This window comes from Vibrio rhodolitus (assembly GCF_003350325.1).
Classification (GTDB): Bacteria; Pseudomonadota; Gammaproteobacteria; order Enterobacterales; family Vibrionaceae; genus Vibrio; species Vibrio rhodolitus.
Genome location: NZ_QLYZ01000016.1, coordinates 45,199 through 62,510, shown reverse-complemented (window position 1 = coordinate 62,510; position 17,312 = coordinate 45,199). Strand labels below are relative to the sequence as shown.

Here is a 17,312-nt window from a genome sequence, read left to right as displayed (position 1 = left end):
ACCAATACTTTTTAATTGCGAATACTGTAACGATTAATTTAGATGGCTGATAGTCCTAAATGGTCATTTCACAGTTAAAATAAGGATTTAACAATGACATACCTTGATTAGTTGCTGTGTATGACGATAATCAGAACATCTATAGAGGGAAAAGTTCATGTCTGACCAAGAATACTTCACTGTTCATCACCAATTGACCGTCAATGTCGAACCCTTGGCTGACGATTACACTTACCCAACTTTCGCCCAATTTGAAGACGAAATTCCCACTCCTTTTTTGGTGGCGAGTGAGTTTAGCTCCTTAGATCAACTCAACGACGCGGCACGTGCCGAATTGAAGTCCAACGATTTCAAACACGTCATCGCTTTACTCGATACACAAAATGCTAAGCTCAATCTTCTGCTAACCTTTATGTTATCGCAGCAAGACAATCACGATTATCGACATCAAACCGTTGCTTTTGGTGCAAGCCAATTTAGCTACCTGTGCAACCAAGCCATTACCGAAGGGAAAAAAGTGCGTGTGAAGCTGTTTCTCGACCACCCCGCTTCGGCAATTTATTGCTATGGCTCGGTATTTAGTTGCAGCAAGACGGATGAAGATAGCCAATACACTGTCACTATCAAATATGATCTGCTGCGCGATCAGGACCAAGACTTGCTCATCAAAGCAGCTCTTTACCAACAGCAAAAACTATTACGCCAGCGCTCACTAAATCGCGAAAAATAACATTCACATGTCAAAACCATCATTACTTAATCTAGTTAATCCTAACGGTGCCGGCGACAAAAAACAGGTCGGTAATTTACCTGGTTCCGCGTTAGCACTCGCGATCGCTGAACTGGCCGAGCAGCACCAAGGTCACACACTACTAGCGACGCCAGACCCACAAACTGCGCTGAAGTTACAACAAGAACTCGAACAATTCTCCAGCCAGAGTGTCACCCTTTTCCCTGACTGGGAAACACTGCCGTACGATAATTTTTCACCACACCAAGAAATCATTTCTGACCGTATTGCGCGCTTATATCAACTGCCGACACAAAATGAAGGCATCACCATAGTGCCAATTAGCACGTTGCTGCAGCGCCAGTCTCCTCGTGAATTCTTGATGCAGCACACCTTAATGGTGAAAACGGGCGATCTCTACTCATTAGAAAAGCTGCGCCTGCAATTAGAAAAGTCAGGCTATCGTCACGCCGACCAAGTGTTTGGTCCAGGTGAGTATGCGAGTCGCGGCTCGATCATCGACCTCTTCCCTATGGGCTCACGCGACCCGTTCCGTATCGATTTCTTTGATGATGAGATTGATACAATTCGCACCTTCGATCCAGAAAACCAACGTTCGATTGAAGATGTGAGCGAAATTCGCCTCTTGCCAGCGCATGAGTTCCCTACAAGTGAAGCGGCAATCGAAGATTTTCGTATTCGTTGGCGCCAGCGCTTTGAAGCGCGCCGTGAACCAGAGTCGGTTTACATGCAGGTGAGCAAAGGCACTTGGCCATCGGGTATCGAATACTGGCAGCCGTTGTTCTTTGATCACACAGAAACTTTGTTTGACTACATTGCCGACAACACCCAGCTATTGGCCGTCGGTAATATTGAAGCGGCGATTGATACTTTCCTAACGGATGTCGACTATCGTTACGATCAGCGCAAAGTGGACCCACTGCGCCCGTTGCTGCCACCAGAAGAACTGTGGCTAAAAAAAGATGAGCTATTTGCCCAATTTAAGTTGCTGCCACAACTTGCGCTTTCAATTGACCCTGTCAGCGAAAAGCAAGGGCGCGTTAACCCAAATATCTCACCGCTGCCAGAGCTAAAAGTTCAACATCAAAACAAAGAGCCGATGGCGGCTTTGCGTCAGTTTAGCGAAACCTACACCGGTAAAATCATTTTCTCGGTCGAATCGGAAGGTCGCCGTGAAGCACTGCTTGAATTACTGCAACGCATCAAACTGCGTCCAGTTGAGTGTGCCAGCTTTTGTGATGCGCTAACTCATAAAGAGAAATTCACCCTAGTACTGGGCGCTGCAGAACATGGTTTTTTATACGGTAATGAACAGATAGCCTTTATTTGTGAAAGCGATCTGTTGGGCGATCGCGTGATTCAACGCCGCCGTAAAGATCGTAAAACTACTAATAGCGATGCGGTGATCCGCAATCTTGCCGAGCTAAAACCCGGGCAACCTGTGGTACACATTGACCATGGTATCGGACGCTACTTGGGGCTACAAACGCTCGAGGCGGGCGGCATGACGACCGAATACGTCACGCTTGAGTACCAAAACGAAGCTAAGCTCTACGTACCTGTGGCATCGCTCAACCTCATCAGCCGCTACTCTGGCGGTGCAGAAGAGAGCGCGCCACTGCACAAACTCGGTGGCGAAGCATGGGCGAAAGCTCGCCGCAAAGCAGCAGAAAAAGTGCGAGATGTCGCAGCCGAGCTTCTAGATGTCTACGCCAAACGAGAGCTAAAACCTGGTTACAAGTTCGCGCTGGACCGTGGTCAATACGCCACGTTTAAGTCCGGTTTCCCATTTGAAGAAACCGATGACCAATCGATGGCGATTAATGCGGTGCTGTCGGATATGTGCCAAGCCAAAGCTATGGACCGCCTTGTGTGTGGTGACGTTGGCTTTGGTAAAACCGAAGTGGCCATGCGCGCGGCTTTTGTTGCCACCGATAACGGCAAACAAGTGGCGGTTTTAGTGCCAACCACACTGCTGGCTCAGCAACACTTTGAAAACTTCCGCGACCGCTTTGCCAATTTACCAATTCGCGTCGAAGTACTATCGCGCTTTAAAACAGCCAAAGAGCAGAAGCTTGTCTTACAAGATATTGCCGATGGCAAAGTGGACTTGGTGGTCGGCACGCATAAGCTACTTTCCAGCGATATCCAATTTAAAGATCTCGGTCTGTTGATCGTTGATGAAGAACACCGCTTTGGCGTGCGTCAGAAAGAGAAGATGAAAGCGATGCGCGCTGATGTCGATATTCTTACCCTGACGGCAACGCCAATCCCACGCACGCTCAATATGGCGATGAGTGGTATGCGTGACTTATCGATTATTGCCACGCCACCTGCCCGTCGTCTCGCGATCAAAACTTTTGTTCGACAACGTGAAGATGCGGTGGTGCGTGAAGCTATCCTGCGTGAAATTATGCGCGGTGGTCAGGTCTACTTCCTGCACAACCAAGTGGAAACGATAGAAAAAGTCGCTTCGGATCTGGAAAAACTGGTGCCGGAAGCGCGCGTGACGGTTGCTCACGGCCAAATGCGCGAACGTGAACTTGAAAAAGTGATGAATGATTTCTACCACCAGCGTTTTAACTTGCTGGTGTGTACCACCATCATTGAGACTGGTATCGACGTTCCAACGGCCAACACCATTATCATGGATCGCGCCGACCATCTCGGTCTGGCTCAACTGCACCAGTTGCGTGGTCGTGTGGGTCGCTCACACCACCAAGCTTATGCCTACTTACTGACTCCGCATCCTAAAGCAATGACCAAAGATGCGATTAAGCGCTTAGATGCCATCGCTTCGCTCGAAGACTTAGGTGCTGGCTTTACCCTCGCAACACACGACCTTGAGATCCGCGGTGCGGGTGAGCTGCTGGGTGATGAACAAAGCGGTCAAATTCAATCGGTTGGTTTCACCCTTTATATGGAAATGTTGGAGCAAGCGGTTGAAGCACTCAAAGAAGGCAAAGAGCCATCACTTGATGATCTGCTGCGTGAGCAAACTGAAGTTGAGATGCGCATCCCGGCGTTGCTGCCAGATGACTACATCCCAGACGTCAACACTCGTCTATCGATGTATAAACAAATCGCCAGCGTTGCCGATAAAGATGAGCTAGATGGGCTAAAAGTGGAACTGATTGACCGCTTTGGTTTACTGCCAGATGCAGCCAAGAACTTACTCGCTGTCGCAGAGCTAAAACTTGCTGCAGCGAAACTCAAAGTGAAGAAAATTGAAGCGCATGATAAGGGCGGATATATTGAGTTCTATCCTGACGCTGACATAAATCCGATCTACTTGGTTACACTGTTGCAGTCTCAACCACAAAAATTCGCAATGGAAGGTCCAACTAAATTCAAGTTTACGCTACCATTGGTGGATAGGCGTCAAAGAATTCAATTTGTTACTGACATGCTGGCTGAATTCCAGCAAAATTTATTACCAAAACAAAACTAAATATTTCCGGGTGATGAAAACCCGTATATGGAGATGTAATGAAAAAGCTGATCCCACTGCTTCTCTTCTTCGTGTCGTTGCCGAGTTGGGCACAACGACAGTTCGATATTGAAGTGATCATTTTTAAACGTGCAGTGGACGCAGAGCAAGTAACTGAGTCATGGCCAAACACGCTGCCACAGATCAACATGGAAAAAGTTGGCAGCTTTGGTGATGCAAGTTATCGCGCTCGCAAAGGCGTGCAAATGCTACCACGTTCAAGCTATCAATTAGACGCTGAAGCGCAAAAACTGCGCAACCATGCGGGCTTTCAAATCTTGATGCATAAGGCGTGGCGTCAAGGCGATAAAGGACGTTTATCTGCACCGATATTCCATATCACGGCGGGTAAAGACTATTCTGCGCAATTTAACCGTGATGGCTCAGCGGTCGGTTCACATAACGAATCAGTGATTGATGGCGTTAGCGAGCAAACTATTCCAGGGCCGCTCTACGAGTTAGACGGTAAGCTACAAATCTATGTTGAGCATTACCTCTACGCAGACGTTCAACTGGACCTAAAAGAGCCAAGCGTTCGCGAAGTAATACTTGAAGATCGCCAAGTTGAAATTGATCAGTCAGGTGAAGTTGCCGATAACGGCACAGTACAAGCAGGTCTTATGACCGAAGTGACCCCGACGGTACACAAAGAAGAGTTTCTTAAGAGCTACCGTATGGATCAAAAACGTCGTATGCGCAGTAGTGAAACTCACTTCCTTGATCACCCGCTGATGGGCATGATCATCCAAGTGCGTCGCGTCAACTAATCTGTGACACTATCAAATACAACGCTCGGTTTACGCCGGGCGTTTTTTTATCCAATTCACAGCCAATAATCAACGTTGGATATATACTCAACCTCAGCAAATGATTGTTAAACGACTATGAGCCCAGATTATAAAATCATCACACCAGAGTTTACCTTGCGTTTGATTGATGCAGAGGAAAGTCTCGACCTACAGCAATTGGTAATCCGCTCCCCTAGCCTTCATCAATGGATTGACTGGTGTTACCCTAACTTTTCAGAGCATGAGGCAGACAGATTTATTCTTGCTACGCGACTAAATTGGGTGAAATCTGAAGCTTATGGCTTTGGCATTTACCGCCGTCACGATGAGAAGCTAATTGGTATGGTGGCGATTAACGAGCTCTATCAAACCTTTAATATGGCAAGTCTTGGTTACTGGCTCGCCGATGAGTATCAGCATCAAGGCTACGGACGAAAAGCGCTCTCGGCTCTGTGTGAGTTCTGTTTTGACATCCTCAAGCTAACCCGCTTAGAAGTCGTTTGCGATCCTGATAACCAAGCAAGTCAGCACCTCGTGGTGGCATGTGGTGGCAAGTTTGAAACCCTCGCTGCCAATCGCTTTTTGTTTAATGGCAAACCCAAGCAAGGCGCAGTTTACTCCATCATTCCAGAATAAGCTGACGGATAGCAAAAGAGCTCCTAAGGGAGCTCTTCTCATTTGCGCTAGATATTAATTAGTGCAGCTTTAGATTTGGACGCAATACGCGGTTAATTCGTCCCATTAGCATGATCAGCGCCGTTTTAAATACGCCGTGCAGCGCCATTTGGTGCATGCGGTAAAGTGAAATGTACACCACTCGTGCAATGCGACCTTCAATCATCATCGAGCCTTTGGTTAGGTTGCCCATCAGGCTACCAACGGTAGAAAAACGGCTCAGCGAGACTAGTGAACCTTTGTCTTGGTAAACATAAGGTTTTAGCTCACGATTAGTCAGCATAGCGACGATATTACCAAACGCACGACTTGCCATTTGGTGTGCAGCTTGTGCGCGTGGTGGTACAAATGAACCATCTGCTTGGGTGCACTGCGCTAAATCACCAATAACGAAAATACTGTCGTCACGGGTGGTTTGTAGCGTCTCTTTAACCACCAATTGGTTAATGCGGTTGGTTTCTAGACCAGCGATATCTTTCATAAAGTCAGGCGCTTTGATACCCGCCGCCCAAACCATGATTTGTGCCGGGATTTTTTCGCCATCTTTAGTGGTTAAGCCGTCTTTGTCCGCTTGCGTTACCATCGTTGCCGTGCGCACATTTACACCTAGCTTGGTTAGCTCTTGGTGAGCGGCGCCAGAGATGCGTGGTGGTAGCGCAGGGAGAATTCGCTCGCCAGCTTCAACTAGGTTTACATTCAACTTGCTTGAGTCTAAATCGCCAAAACCGTAAGTACGCAACTCTTTTACTGCGTTATGCAGCTCTGCTGATAGCTCAACACCGGTCGCACCCGCGCCCACGATAGCGATATCAACAGTGCCTTGACCGTTTTTCGCGTGCAGTTTCAAGAACTCATTGTTCATGTTAGTACGGAAGCGGTGCGCTTGTTCTGGGCTATCAAGGAAGATACAGTTTTCACGTACGCCCGGGGTGTTAAAGTCGTTAGAGGTCGAGCCAATCGCCAGAACCAAAACATCATACTCAAGCTCGCGTGCTGGCATTAGCAAAGCGCCTTGCTCATCTTTAAGCTCAGCCAACTTCACCACTTTACGCTCACGATCGATATCTTCCAGGCTGCCTAGTTGGAAGTCAAAATGATGGTTTTTCGCATGAGCACGGTAGCTCAGTGCATCTACCCCTTCATCTAGTGAACCAGTCGCCACTTCGTGTAACAAAGGTTTCCACAGATGGCTCGCTTTACGATCCACCAAGGTTACCTTTGCGCGTCCTTTACGACCCAGAGTTCGACCTAGTTTAGTCGCAAGCTCTAAACCGCCTGCACCGCCACCTACTACGATGATATTTGTCATAGCAACTGTCCTCTAAAAATAAAAAAACGAAAAAATTTGTTTGTTCCCAAACACAAGAAATGGCGATTAAGCTCAGCTCTCTGTGACTGGGTGATGGTCTGCGTGCTGCAAACCGATTAAATTTTTTTAGGTTCTGCCCATCAGCGGCATTAGAGGCTCTCTCAGTGAACAACGAAATTGGATAAAAGCGCACACATTGCGCGAGTGCAATCAGATTCAAAACGTGTCAGATTGCATATTTGGGTAAGTTTTTTCACTCACTCTCAATTTTTTTTGATATTTATCAAATAATTTTTATGTGAGTCATTATATAGAGCAAATCGACCGACGCAACTAGAGAATGCAGTAAATTCATTAGAAAATGTATGGGATTATGTAATCAAAGGTTTAATTAATCCTCTTTACCCCATAAAAAACGGCACCACTTGGGTACCGTTAAATCAATTTCGCTAATGAATATGGGGCATTAACTCGCTTGCTTAAACGCCTTCATTGCCTGTAGGTGTTGTGAGATCTTCTTAAACTTATGAGTTTGCGTTTCATCCCAAATGATATCGTAGTATGCCTTCAGCTCATCAGCAGAAGCTTGGTTGTTATGAATTTCGTCTTCTTTAGACAAAATCACTAAGCAGCGCTGACTGTTTTTAGTGCGAAATTCTTCAACACATTTTGTCGCGATATCTTCGTATTCTTCAGGGCGATCGATCCTGCCTTGCATGTTGATCTCTGGGTGCAGATTTGGATTGAAGATCACCTGCTTAATGCCACACAAGAAACCAATACGCTCTGACCAATAGCCACCCAAGCCTACGCCGCAAATAATTGGATCTGAATCATCGGACTGTTCGATGACTTTGTGAACTTCTTTGAGAAGATGCTGCATATCGTGTTTTGGATGCAGAGTGCTGTAGTTGATGAAACGAACGTCATCATCAATAAACTGAAGTTGAAGAACCTTTTCGTGGTTACCCGGGCTGGTACTATCAAATCCGTGTAAGTAGATAATCATATTTAATCCCCGATTTAACTGCTGACTTGTTGAATGGAGTTTCCAATTCGCAACAAGCTCAATTAAATCTAACACGAAAGTTAGGGTTTTAAAGGGCTAGAAGAAACAATCTTGGCACCAGACCATAAAACAGTGATCTCACGTGCAAAACTGCATCTTCAACTGCTCAGCTTGCTCGAGATAGTAGTCATCTCCCCACAACTGGTAAGCCAGCAAATACCATAACATCGCCATCATGTTGGCACGTGGACGCCAAGCGCGCACGCCTTCTACCCAATCATCAATGCCATCCAGCTGTCTAAGTTGGCAGTAGCTTTGGATAGCTTGCATTTCATCTAAGCCTTCAACATCGATACTTAAGGTCAAATCAAGTCTTGGGTCACCAATGGTTGCGTACTCCCAGTCGATGATTTGCATGCCATGCTCTGCTTGAACCATGTTATAGCCTGCTAAATCAAAGTGACATAAGGTTTGTCCTACCTCCGCAAGGCTCGGCGGATTACGCCAATCACGGTAGACCATTTGAAAAGCTTCGCTTTTGAGATCTGGTTTGATTTGCATCCAGTAGTGATCAACGCGAGCGGTAAAATTAAACGGCGCAACAGGAATACGCGTGGTTGGCAAACTATGCACTGAAACAAGAGAGGCGATTAGCTGCTCAAAGCTAAGGGAATCGTTCATCCCCTGCCCTTCAAGCCATTCGACGAGTAACCCTTTGTCGCTAATGAAGATTGGTTTAGGGCTCAGCCCCGAAGTTTGAATCGCGGAAAGGATCTGAAACTCTTGAAAGCGTGAAATAGAAAAAGCTTGGGTGATAGGTGTTATTGGACGCCAAACATATGCAGTGCCACAAGATTCGACGATTTTCCAACAACGGTTGGTTAACCCCCCGGTCAACGTTTGTGCGTAATCCGGGGGAATAGTGAAGAAACGCTCTAGGCTAGCCAATGTAGTATCTAACAGACAAGCTTCACGCCATGACATTCTTGCCATACAACGTTCCTTCTACTGAGTTAAGTTTTACAAGCCAAGGAAGCTCTTTGATTCTTGTTTACGAATCTCAGTTTCATCAGCCCATTCGATAAGACCTGTCTCTAAGTCCATCAAACGCATTGTCATTTTGTAGTAAACATCTTTGTCGCTGCCAGCAGATTTAGCGATGCTCGACAAGTTGCCATACAGCATGTATTGCGCACCGACCATCTTACCGAACTGAATTGCGTTGCTTTGATTAACAAGCTCATCGTTGTTTTGGAAGTTCAGTTGATCACGAACCGCTTCCACACGACCCATATCAACAAAACGGAACTTACCAGAGTTCAGCATTTTAGTGCTGATCGTATCAGTGATTGATTCAGTATCAATGTGCTCGCTGGTTTTGTTCTTCACACGCTCAACAAACACAATCGGGCGCGAGTCACGTGTAATTGCTGCAACAGAGCCTGATTTGAGCATACTATCAACCATTTCCCCAGCAATGGTTTGTAGGTCAGTTGAACCAAAATCAATGGTTGTCGTTTCTACTGCTTGTGCATCACCGTAGCTGACTTGATTTGAACAGCCGCCCAATACAACCGCAAGACCGAGCAGCGCAATAACACTTTTATTCATTCTATGTTCCTTTGTTTTTGTGTTTGACCATGCCTAGTTAGCATTGGTTCCCCACGGGTATTAGTCATTATTTTTGCGAATTTGAACTCTAAATTCAGTGGCACTTGGGTTGACGGCAACTTCAGAGATTGACACCGTTTCCTCGCCACGAATGATCAGACGTCGCCAGTTAGCAGGTTTACTGACTTCCAAGCCTTGTCCGTCATACCAATAAAAGCGGTAGAGCAAATCATGATCAGAGCTGATGTTGCTGGTTAGGCTAACAATGCCTTGAACATGACCATCTACAACCGTTGTGGTTATATCGTTGACTTCAAGACTGCGTGACATGGAATCATTAGCAAACAACACTTTTTGCGTGCTGCCATCGATTCTTAACCCTGATGTATTGGTTGCACATCCTGCAATCGCAAACATAGATAACATCACTAGTACGAACTTCTTCATCACAATCTTCCTAGTTGTTTATGCCACACAGTGGCATTGTTCCCTTGACGAGATAGCCAAATCAATACCGTATTCCCTTGAGAAACATTGAATTGGTATGGCTGACCGCCAATCATCAAATTCTGTTGTCCAGCCTCAACCAGTACGCTGTTGCTGTATACTCGCGCTGGCAAAGTCTGCCAACTACGAGTGTCCGGTTGCTCTGTGAGCGTATTCCACACATTAAACAGTAGATTACCCACATCATCTTTACTCGCTGTTTCTTTACGAATGCGGTCTTTTGCGACTACGCGTAATGCTTGTCGAATAACCAAGTTAGGCATTCGCTCAGTTAAGTCTTGCTGCGCCATAAGATTCACGTCTGTCAAAAGCTCATTTGGCAATACTTGCTGATTCAACTTTAAAGGCGAAAACGACACATAACTGGTCGTTGGGTAGTAAGGCAATGCAACAGAGTACACGGCTCCGTTGCCTCGACTGTCATAAAGCGGTAAAGAAAGCTTCCACCCCTGCTTAGCTTCGACGATATCTTGCTCTTGAATCACAATCACGCGCGCTTTGCCTGCTTGCATCGCCTGCTCTTTGCCATAGCGACTCTGCAACAAGCGTAAATCTTCTGCCATTCCCAAGCGGCGAGCCACGCGCAACGTACCATCAATCACCGCTTGGTTATCCGGCATCACTGCTAAGGCACGGCGATAATCGACATACGCCCCGTTCAAATCTCCGTCTGCCTCATACAAGAGTGCTGATAGATACATTAAATACGCATTTTGTACTGCTTGGAGCTTTTTACCCGCATCTGGGTAGCGAGACAAAACAGCGCCGAGGTTCGCATTTAGCCCTTGAGCTTGCATTTCAGACTGCGCCGCTTCCAGCGATTTCTCACGTTCTGCCTTGGCACGTTCTTGAACTTGATTTGCGCGGCGCATTTCCACTAGCGCATCGTCTAACTTATTATCTTTAACGTAATTTAAGCCTAAGTATAGATGGAGAAAACCCAGTTCATAATCCGCCGGGTAATAGAGTTTAAGGTTGTCATTTACCGCTAATGAGCCGATGTTGGTTGCAGTTTCTGAGATCGAAACCGTTGCTCGATCTTGCTCGCGGCGCACCGCCTGATCACCTAATGTCAGCGCAGCTAAACTCTGCTTGTCATCGTCATTGAGCAGGTAAACTCTGCCCTTTTCAAAATTATCGAGAATATCACCAGCGATCTCATCAGGCAGCTCTTGTTCAGCACCGGCATAATTGCCCTGCTTAACCGCTTGATAAACGTCTTGGTTTTGCGCGCTATAATGGCTAAAGAGGTTTCCCGCCGACAAGTTAGCACAAGCAGCAAGTTGTAAGGAGCTAACCACTAGCACAATGAGTCGAATCGCTTTATTCAATTCACGCTCCGTTTTTGTTAGTTCTTAGTAAAAAGCACAACCATCTGATTGTGCTTTCTCTTTTTATACTTTGACCAATGCTTGTTTAGTTTAGTTCATTAACATCGGGCCTAGCGGGCGTCCACCCACTAAATGCATATGAATATGGTAAACCTCTTGTCCACCGTGCGCATTGCAATTGACGATTAAACGGTAACCATCTTGATCAACGCCTTCCTCTTTTGCCAACTTCTTCGCTACAGTAAACATGCGACCCATCATTAGCTCATCATCGGCTTCTACGTCATTCACTGTTGGAATAAGCTTGTTTGGAATGATTAGGATATGGCTTGGCGCACGAGGGTTAATATCACGAAAGGCAGTAACGAGATCGTCTTGATAAACGACATCAGCTGGAATTTCTTTGCGAATGATTTTACTAAAAATGGTCTCTTCAGCCATGCTGGACTCCGTGATTAATTTACCTAACTGAATGATATTCCGAGTATGCGTCATGCCTCACTAAATCACAATTAAAAACAGCGACAGATAAGATTGACGAATTGGATTTATTACTGATTCATAATTTTTTTTGTCTTGTGCGTCATAAAAAGCGTGTTTCGCTATAAAACCATCGTTCCAATTTCTGATAATTTTTAGAGCGAATTATTCTAAAATTGAGGAGAGGTCTATGAAAGGCTCAGTGATCAGACGAATGTACGCTGGCTTTGCATTGATCATATTGATGTTCGCAGTGTCCACATTTATGGCGTTGCGAAGTATGGAACAAATCCACGCGAATTTCGCCAGTGTGACTAACACTTCACTGCCTCTTGTGTCGCTTTCCAACCAGACCAACGTTGCTTTGCTTTCCGCTGATAAGCTGTTTAAAGACTTTCTCACCACGCAAAGCTTCGAGCGCATGGATACGATACGCTCGCAATTTGATCAAGCTAAAGCTCACTATGACCAAACTCTCCAAAACCTTGAAGCCGCTAGTGCTAACGATGCCGAATTATTGCCTCTGATTGAAGAAATCAAAGCGCTTGAGCAGCGCTATTTTGCCGAAGCCGCAGATGCGATGGACAACTATCGCAGCATGTTCGAATCTCAGGCACAAGTACAATTATCAACGCGCCAATTTCAGCGCCTTCATTCTGAGCTTAGTGCCGGAATGAAAGAGTACGTGGACAAACAAGACAACATCGCGGTAAAAGTTATGTCGCGAAGCTACTTCGTCAAACTGAAAGACGCCGAAGTAATCACCTCTGACGCGCTAGCAAGCAGTGATACAGAAGCTGTGGCGAAAGCAGTCGCCAAGAACAAAAAAGCCGTCACTCACCTTAACTACGCCTATCGTGGTCTAGTGACACAAATGCCTTCGCTAAAAGAAGAGTTTGATGGCGCGGTTGCACAGTTTACCACCGATATCGGGCAAAAAGGCGGTGTACTTGATCAGCACAACAACTACCTAATTGCCAAAAAAGCGCTGTATGAAAACATCGCTAATCTAACCAAAGAAGTGGATACCTCTCGTTCACTACTGAACTCCTTCAGTGATAGTGCTCAGCAAAGCTTGAATCAATCTCTGGTTGATGCTGGCGAAGTGTACGATTCAGGTTTAGTACGCGCGATTTTCTTGTGTGTTGTCGTGGTGGCTCTTGCGGCAGGCATTGGCTATCACATCGCCCATAGCGTACGCAGTCCACTACAAAGAATTCTGAAAACGTTAGAGGCGCTCAGTGATGGCGATATGACGCAACGCATCGACATTCGTTATAACAATGAATTTAGCCGCGTCAGTGGTCACATCAATACCCTAGCCGATAACCTTCACAATATTCTTGTGCGCCTGAACCAAGCCTCAGACGACTTGACCAATACCGCCAACAATAACCAACAGACGTTAACGGAAGCGCAAAGCCAACTGAACCAACAGCGCCATCAAACCGCGAGTGTGGCGACGGCAATGAATGAAATGAGCCAATCGGTTGAAGAAGTGGCGCAAAGTGCACAAAACTCGCTGCAAATGGTTGAACAAGTTGAGGAGGCCTCTGAGCAAGGTCGCCAGATCATGAGCAGCAATATCACCACCATTAATCAGTTAGAAACGCGCCTTAACGAGTCGGTTGAAGCGGTGAAAGAGCTGCAAAACATGAGCGGACAAATTGGTACGATTCTCGATGTGATCCGCAATATTGCTGAGCAAACCAACCTGCTTGCACTGAACGCTGCAATTGAAGCCGCGCGCGCAGGCGAGCAAGGTCGTGGATTTGCGGTGGTAGCCGATGAAGTTCGTGTTCTTGCCCAGCGCACCACAGAATCAACTTCTGAAATTGAAAATATGATCAGCGCGTTACAAAGCAGCTCATCGTCAGCTAACACGGTTATTCAAGGCTGTGTGGACGATATGACGCAAACGGTCGATCAAGCCTCTAATGCCAACAGTGCTATGGAAGAAATTCAGTCGCTCATTTTACAAATCAGTGAAATGGCTGGTCATATTTCTAGTGCCTGTACTGAACAAAACAGCACTGCGAGCTCGATTGCTCATAGCGTAGAAGAGATCAACGAAATCGCAGACTCTAGTTACCGAGCTATGGCAGAAATCGCGGAAGCGAGTAGCAACCTGACTCACTTGGCGAATCAGCAAGGTGAATTGGTGCATCGATTTAGAGTTTAGAAATGTCAATTTCAGGCTAAATAATTGAACAAGGGCGATTAAATTAATTAATCGCCCTTGTTTTTTATAGACCTTAACATTATATGGTTACTAAGGCTTGCTGTGTTTTACCTTAGTACCCCATTTTGCAAGCCAACCATGAGGAAAAGCTATGGCAATTCATGTTGGCATAATCGATCAAGACCCGATTCGCTTGATCACACCATTATTAGATAATCGAACCCTTAGTCAGCACATTGTGTTTATTGGGATAGAATCGCAAAAAGAGATCTATGAACGCTTAAACAGCGTGCTGGCAAAACGCCAAATCACCTCAGAATTCTTTGAAATACCAAACGTCGCTAATACCTCTCGTATCAAGCAAGCCGTTATTCAATTGGCTGATGAACTAAAATCTCGTGGCGGCGCTATCAAACTCAATGCCAGTTGTGGCTTGCGTCACCGTTTACTCTCTGTATACGAAGTGTTTCGCAGCTACCATTGGCCAATCTTTGTCGTTGAACCCAATAGTGATCGCCTCTGCTGGCTCTATCCTGAAGGTCGTGAAGACACACAAGTAGAAGATTTGATCACCATCGACGACTATCTCACCATTTTTGGCGCTCGTGGCGAGTTTGCCGAGCAAAACCTCCCTCCTCAACTCGATAAAAAACTGTATGAACTTGGCGAGCGCTGGGCTAGCAATGCATTAGAGTTAGGGCCTGGTCTGGCGACACTGAACTACCTTGCAACCACTTGCCGTAAGGAACAGCGTCTTGATGTCGAACTGTCTGATAAGCAGCAGGGCTATCGTGAACTGAATATGCTGCTGTCAGATCTTGTTGAAGCGCAGATTGCGACTTATGAAAACGGTACTTTGACCTTTGCGAGCGAAGAAGCGCGTCGTTTCTCCAACGGTGAGTGGCTGGAAACCCTAGTTCACAGCACCGTACGTCAGATACAACAGGACATGCCAACCATTCAAGACCACTCTCTGAATGTGCAAGTCTATCGTCAACTGGGTGAACGTGAAGTACGTAACGAGCTGGATGTGGCTTCTGTGGTGAATAACAAGCTGCATATCATCGAATGTAAAACCAAAGGCATGCGTGATGATGGTGACGATACGCTCTACAAGCTGGAATCGCTGCGTGATCTACTTGGCGGTCTGCAAGCTCGCGCAATGTTAGTCAGCTTTCGTCCGTTACGTTATAACGACATAACTCGCGCAGAAGACCTCGGCTTGGCGTTAATTGGTCCTGATGAACTTAAAGATCTTAAACATCATCTTGCTCAGTGGTTCGCGGAGGCGGGCGGCTCTGAAGATTGCTCTGATTGCTAATCAAGCGTAATTTGCATAGCCTCGCATTCGCGGGGCTATTTTGTTTTTGATCCTAGTCAAACGTACACCATTCCCAACTGGCTCATGATGTACTTTTTACATCACCTTGCTAGCATAGCGACTCTTTTATCAATAAGAGCGTCATCATGCCTTCCAATGTTGAACAAACTCTCCTTAATATCGCCTTAAACTTAAGTGCGAACCGCACCAGCGAAGAACAATATCAACATTTGGTCGAAGGGATCAGCCAAGTCTTTCCCTGTGATGCTGCCGCCCTGTTTATTCTAGATCAGCAAGGGTTTCTTACCCCAGTCGCTGTCAAAGGGGTATCGAATTCGGTACTGGGTCGCCGCTTTTTCCCAAGCGCCCACCCTCGCCTAGAACAAATCATGCAAAACAAATCACCCGTGCGTTTTGACGCGAACTGCTCACTACCCGATCCATTTGACGGCGTAATGCTAACCGCTGAACAAACCATCGATGTCCATGACTGTTTAGGCTGTAGCCTTTATGTCGAAGGACAGCTAGTCGGTGTACTAACCATGGATGCTCTCAACGTCGGTGCCTTCGACCAGCTCGATCCTGTGATGGTCGATACCTTCGCGGCGCTGACCGCGGCGACCCTACGTAATATCGCCCAATTTAAAGCGCTCAAAACGCAGAATCGTAAACACCGCTCAATCACGCAAACACTTATCCAACAAGCCAGAACGCAGCAAGGTGAAATGGTCGGTCTCAGCCCACAATTTGAAAAGCTAAAGAGCAACATTGCTACGGTGGCTAAATCCGATTTTGCCGTGTTGGTATGGGGCGAAACTGGCACGGGTAAAGAGTTGGTCGCCCACAACCTACATGCTCAATCTCATCGTGCGGACAAACCTATGATTTACGTTAACTGCGCGGCTTTGCCAGAGGGCTTGGCGGAAAGTGAACTGTTTGGTCATGTTAAAGGTGCCTTTACTGGTGCCAACAGTCATCGTTCTGGCAAATTTGAACTGGCCGATGGCGGCACCATTTTCTTAGATGAAATTGGGGAACTGCCGCTTATCCTGCAAGCCAAATTGCTGCGTGTCATCCAGCAAGGAGAGCTGCAACGCGTGGGCAGCGATCAGCACTTAACCGTCAATGTACGTATCATTGCAGCCACCAACCGCAAACTCGAAGAAGAAGTGGAACAAGGACGCTTTCGCGCCGATCTATATCACCGACTCAATGTCTTTCCAATTTACGTCCCGCCGCTGCGTGAACGCGATGGAGATATCGCAGTACTTTCGGGGTATTTGCTGGAAAAAATGCGTAGCCAGTTCAACGCACCAAACTTGCATGTTCATCCAAAGGCATTACAAGTGTTAGAAAATCAGCCATGGCAAGGCAACGTGCGTGAGCTCGAACATAGCTTAACTCGCGCAGCGTTACACGCGATCCAAAACGAGCAAACTACGATTCAATTACACCACTTTGACGATGTGAAAAACGATGTCGATGTAAAAAATACATCGCAGTACTTCCCTGCCACCAGCCAACCGATGCGCGCACTAGTCGAACTTTATCAAAAAGACTTGATTACTCATGCTTTAGACCAATCGAACAACACTTGGTCACAAGCAGCTGATTTTCTTCAAATGGATCGAGGGAACCTGTATCGCATGGGTAAAAAGCTCGGCATCAAATAGCTAACTCACTTCAGCATTTCGTTGTAATAAAGACATCAACCACGTTGTCTTTATTACAACAACAGCAAGACCTTTCGTTGCTCTTTTCCTTTAAAATCAGATAGATAAAAAGTGGCACACTCCATGCTCTATAGAGTTCAACACTACGCCTAAGCGACTTTTCCCTACTTTCGGTTAAGCGTTAG

14 protein-coding genes are annotated in these 17,312 nt (G+C 46.3%); 7 read left to right on the top strand and 7 right to left on the bottom strand.

What is annotated here, in order from left to right; all coding sequences use genetic code 11:
- Positions 1-157 precede the first annotated feature (157 nt).
- The 4 genes from DPF93_RS14875 to DPF93_RS14860 all read left to right on the top strand — a co-directional run bounded on the left by DPF93_RS14875 (position 158) and on the right by DPF93_RS14860 (position 5,665).
- Entirely contained in the window at positions 158-730 is a 573-nt protein-coding gene (locus DPF93_RS14875; protein WP_114766915.1) for a PilZ domain-containing protein, read from the top strand.
- Positions 731-737: 7 nt separating this feature from the next.
- On the top strand, positions 738-4,202 hold the full coding sequence (gene mfd / locus DPF93_RS14870; RefSeq protein WP_114766914.1) for a transcription-repair coupling factor: 3,465 nt from the start codon (positions 738-740) through the stop codon (positions 4,200-4,202).
- 38 nt (positions 4,203-4,240) lie between these two features.
- Positions 4,241-5,008 (top strand): peptidoglycan binding protein CsiV, encoded by a 768-nt coding sequence (locus DPF93_RS14865; protein ID WP_114766913.1) that lies wholly within the window; start codon positions 4,241-4,243, stop codon positions 5,006-5,008.
- Positions 5,009-5,125: 117 nt separating this feature from the next.
- On the top strand, positions 5,126-5,665 hold the full coding sequence (locus DPF93_RS14860; RefSeq protein WP_114766912.1) for a GNAT family N-acetyltransferase: 540 nt from the start codon (positions 5,126-5,128) through the stop codon (positions 5,663-5,665).
- Positions 5,666-5,723: 58 nt separating this feature from the next.
- Here DPF93_RS14860 and DPF93_RS14855 read toward each other — a convergent pair whose 3' ends face one another.
- The 7 genes from DPF93_RS14855 to hinT form a co-directional block, all read right to left on the bottom strand.
- Positions 5,724-7,013 carry an NAD(P)/FAD-dependent oxidoreductase gene (locus DPF93_RS14855; protein ID WP_114766911.1) on the bottom strand — a complete coding sequence of 430 codons (1,290 nt, stop codon included), beginning with the start codon at positions 7,011-7,013 and terminating at the stop codon, positions 5,724-5,726.
- 466 nt (positions 7,014-7,479) lie between these two features.
- Positions 7,480-8,022, bottom strand: a complete 543-nt coding sequence (ycfP, locus tag DPF93_RS14850; RefSeq protein ID WP_114766910.1) for an alpha/beta hydrolase YcfP — start codon at positions 8,020-8,022, stop codon at positions 7,480-7,482.
- A 138-nt stretch (positions 8,023-8,160) separates the two neighbouring features.
- Positions 8,161-9,015, bottom strand: a complete 855-nt coding sequence (locus DPF93_RS14845) for a phosphotransferase (protein WP_114766909.1) — start codon at positions 9,013-9,015, stop codon at positions 8,161-8,163.
- A 27-nt stretch (positions 9,016-9,042) separates the two neighbouring features.
- Positions 9,043-9,633: a penicillin-binding protein activator LpoB gene (lpoB, locus tag DPF93_RS14840; protein ID WP_114766908.1), complete on the bottom strand. Its 591-nt coding sequence runs from the start codon at positions 9,631-9,633 to the stop codon at positions 9,043-9,045.
- 60 nt (positions 9,634-9,693) lie between these two features.
- On the bottom strand, positions 9,694-10,080 hold the full coding sequence (locus DPF93_RS14835) for a YcfL family putative periplasmic lipoprotein (RefSeq protein ID WP_114766907.1): 387 nt from the start codon (positions 10,078-10,080) through the stop codon (positions 9,694-9,696).
- Positions 10,080-11,471 carry a COG3014 family protein gene (locus DPF93_RS14830; protein ID WP_114766906.1) on the bottom strand — a complete coding sequence of 464 codons (1,392 nt, stop codon included), beginning with the start codon at positions 11,469-11,471 and terminating at the stop codon, positions 10,080-10,082. Before DPF93_RS14830 ends, DPF93_RS14835 begins: the two co-directional genes overlap by 1 nt.
- Positions 11,472-11,561: 90 nt before the next feature.
- A complete protein-coding gene (gene hinT, locus DPF93_RS14825; protein WP_114766905.1) occupies positions 11,562-11,912 on the bottom strand; it encodes a purine nucleoside phosphoramidase in 351 nt (116 codons plus the stop codon).
- A 229-nt stretch (positions 11,913-12,141) separates the two neighbouring features.
- Between hinT and DPF93_RS14820 the strand changes: the two genes are divergently transcribed.
- From DPF93_RS14820 to norR, 3 genes are all read left to right on the top strand, one after another.
- Positions 12,142-14,133, top strand: coding sequence for a methyl-accepting chemotaxis protein (locus DPF93_RS14820; protein WP_114766904.1), 1,992 nt, complete (start codon positions 12,142-12,144; stop codon positions 14,131-14,133).
- Positions 14,134-14,284: 151 nt separating this feature from the next.
- Positions 14,285-15,454 (top strand): DUF1887 family protein, encoded by a 1,170-nt coding sequence (locus DPF93_RS14815; protein WP_114766903.1) that lies wholly within the window; start codon positions 14,285-14,287, stop codon positions 15,452-15,454.
- Between the two features lie 146 nt (positions 15,455-15,600).
- Positions 15,601-17,127 (top strand): nitric oxide reductase transcriptional regulator NorR, encoded by a 1,527-nt coding sequence (gene norR / locus DPF93_RS14810; RefSeq protein ID WP_114766902.1) that lies wholly within the window; start codon positions 15,601-15,603, stop codon positions 17,125-17,127.
- The last annotated feature ends 185 nt before the right edge of the window (positions 17,128-17,312 follow it).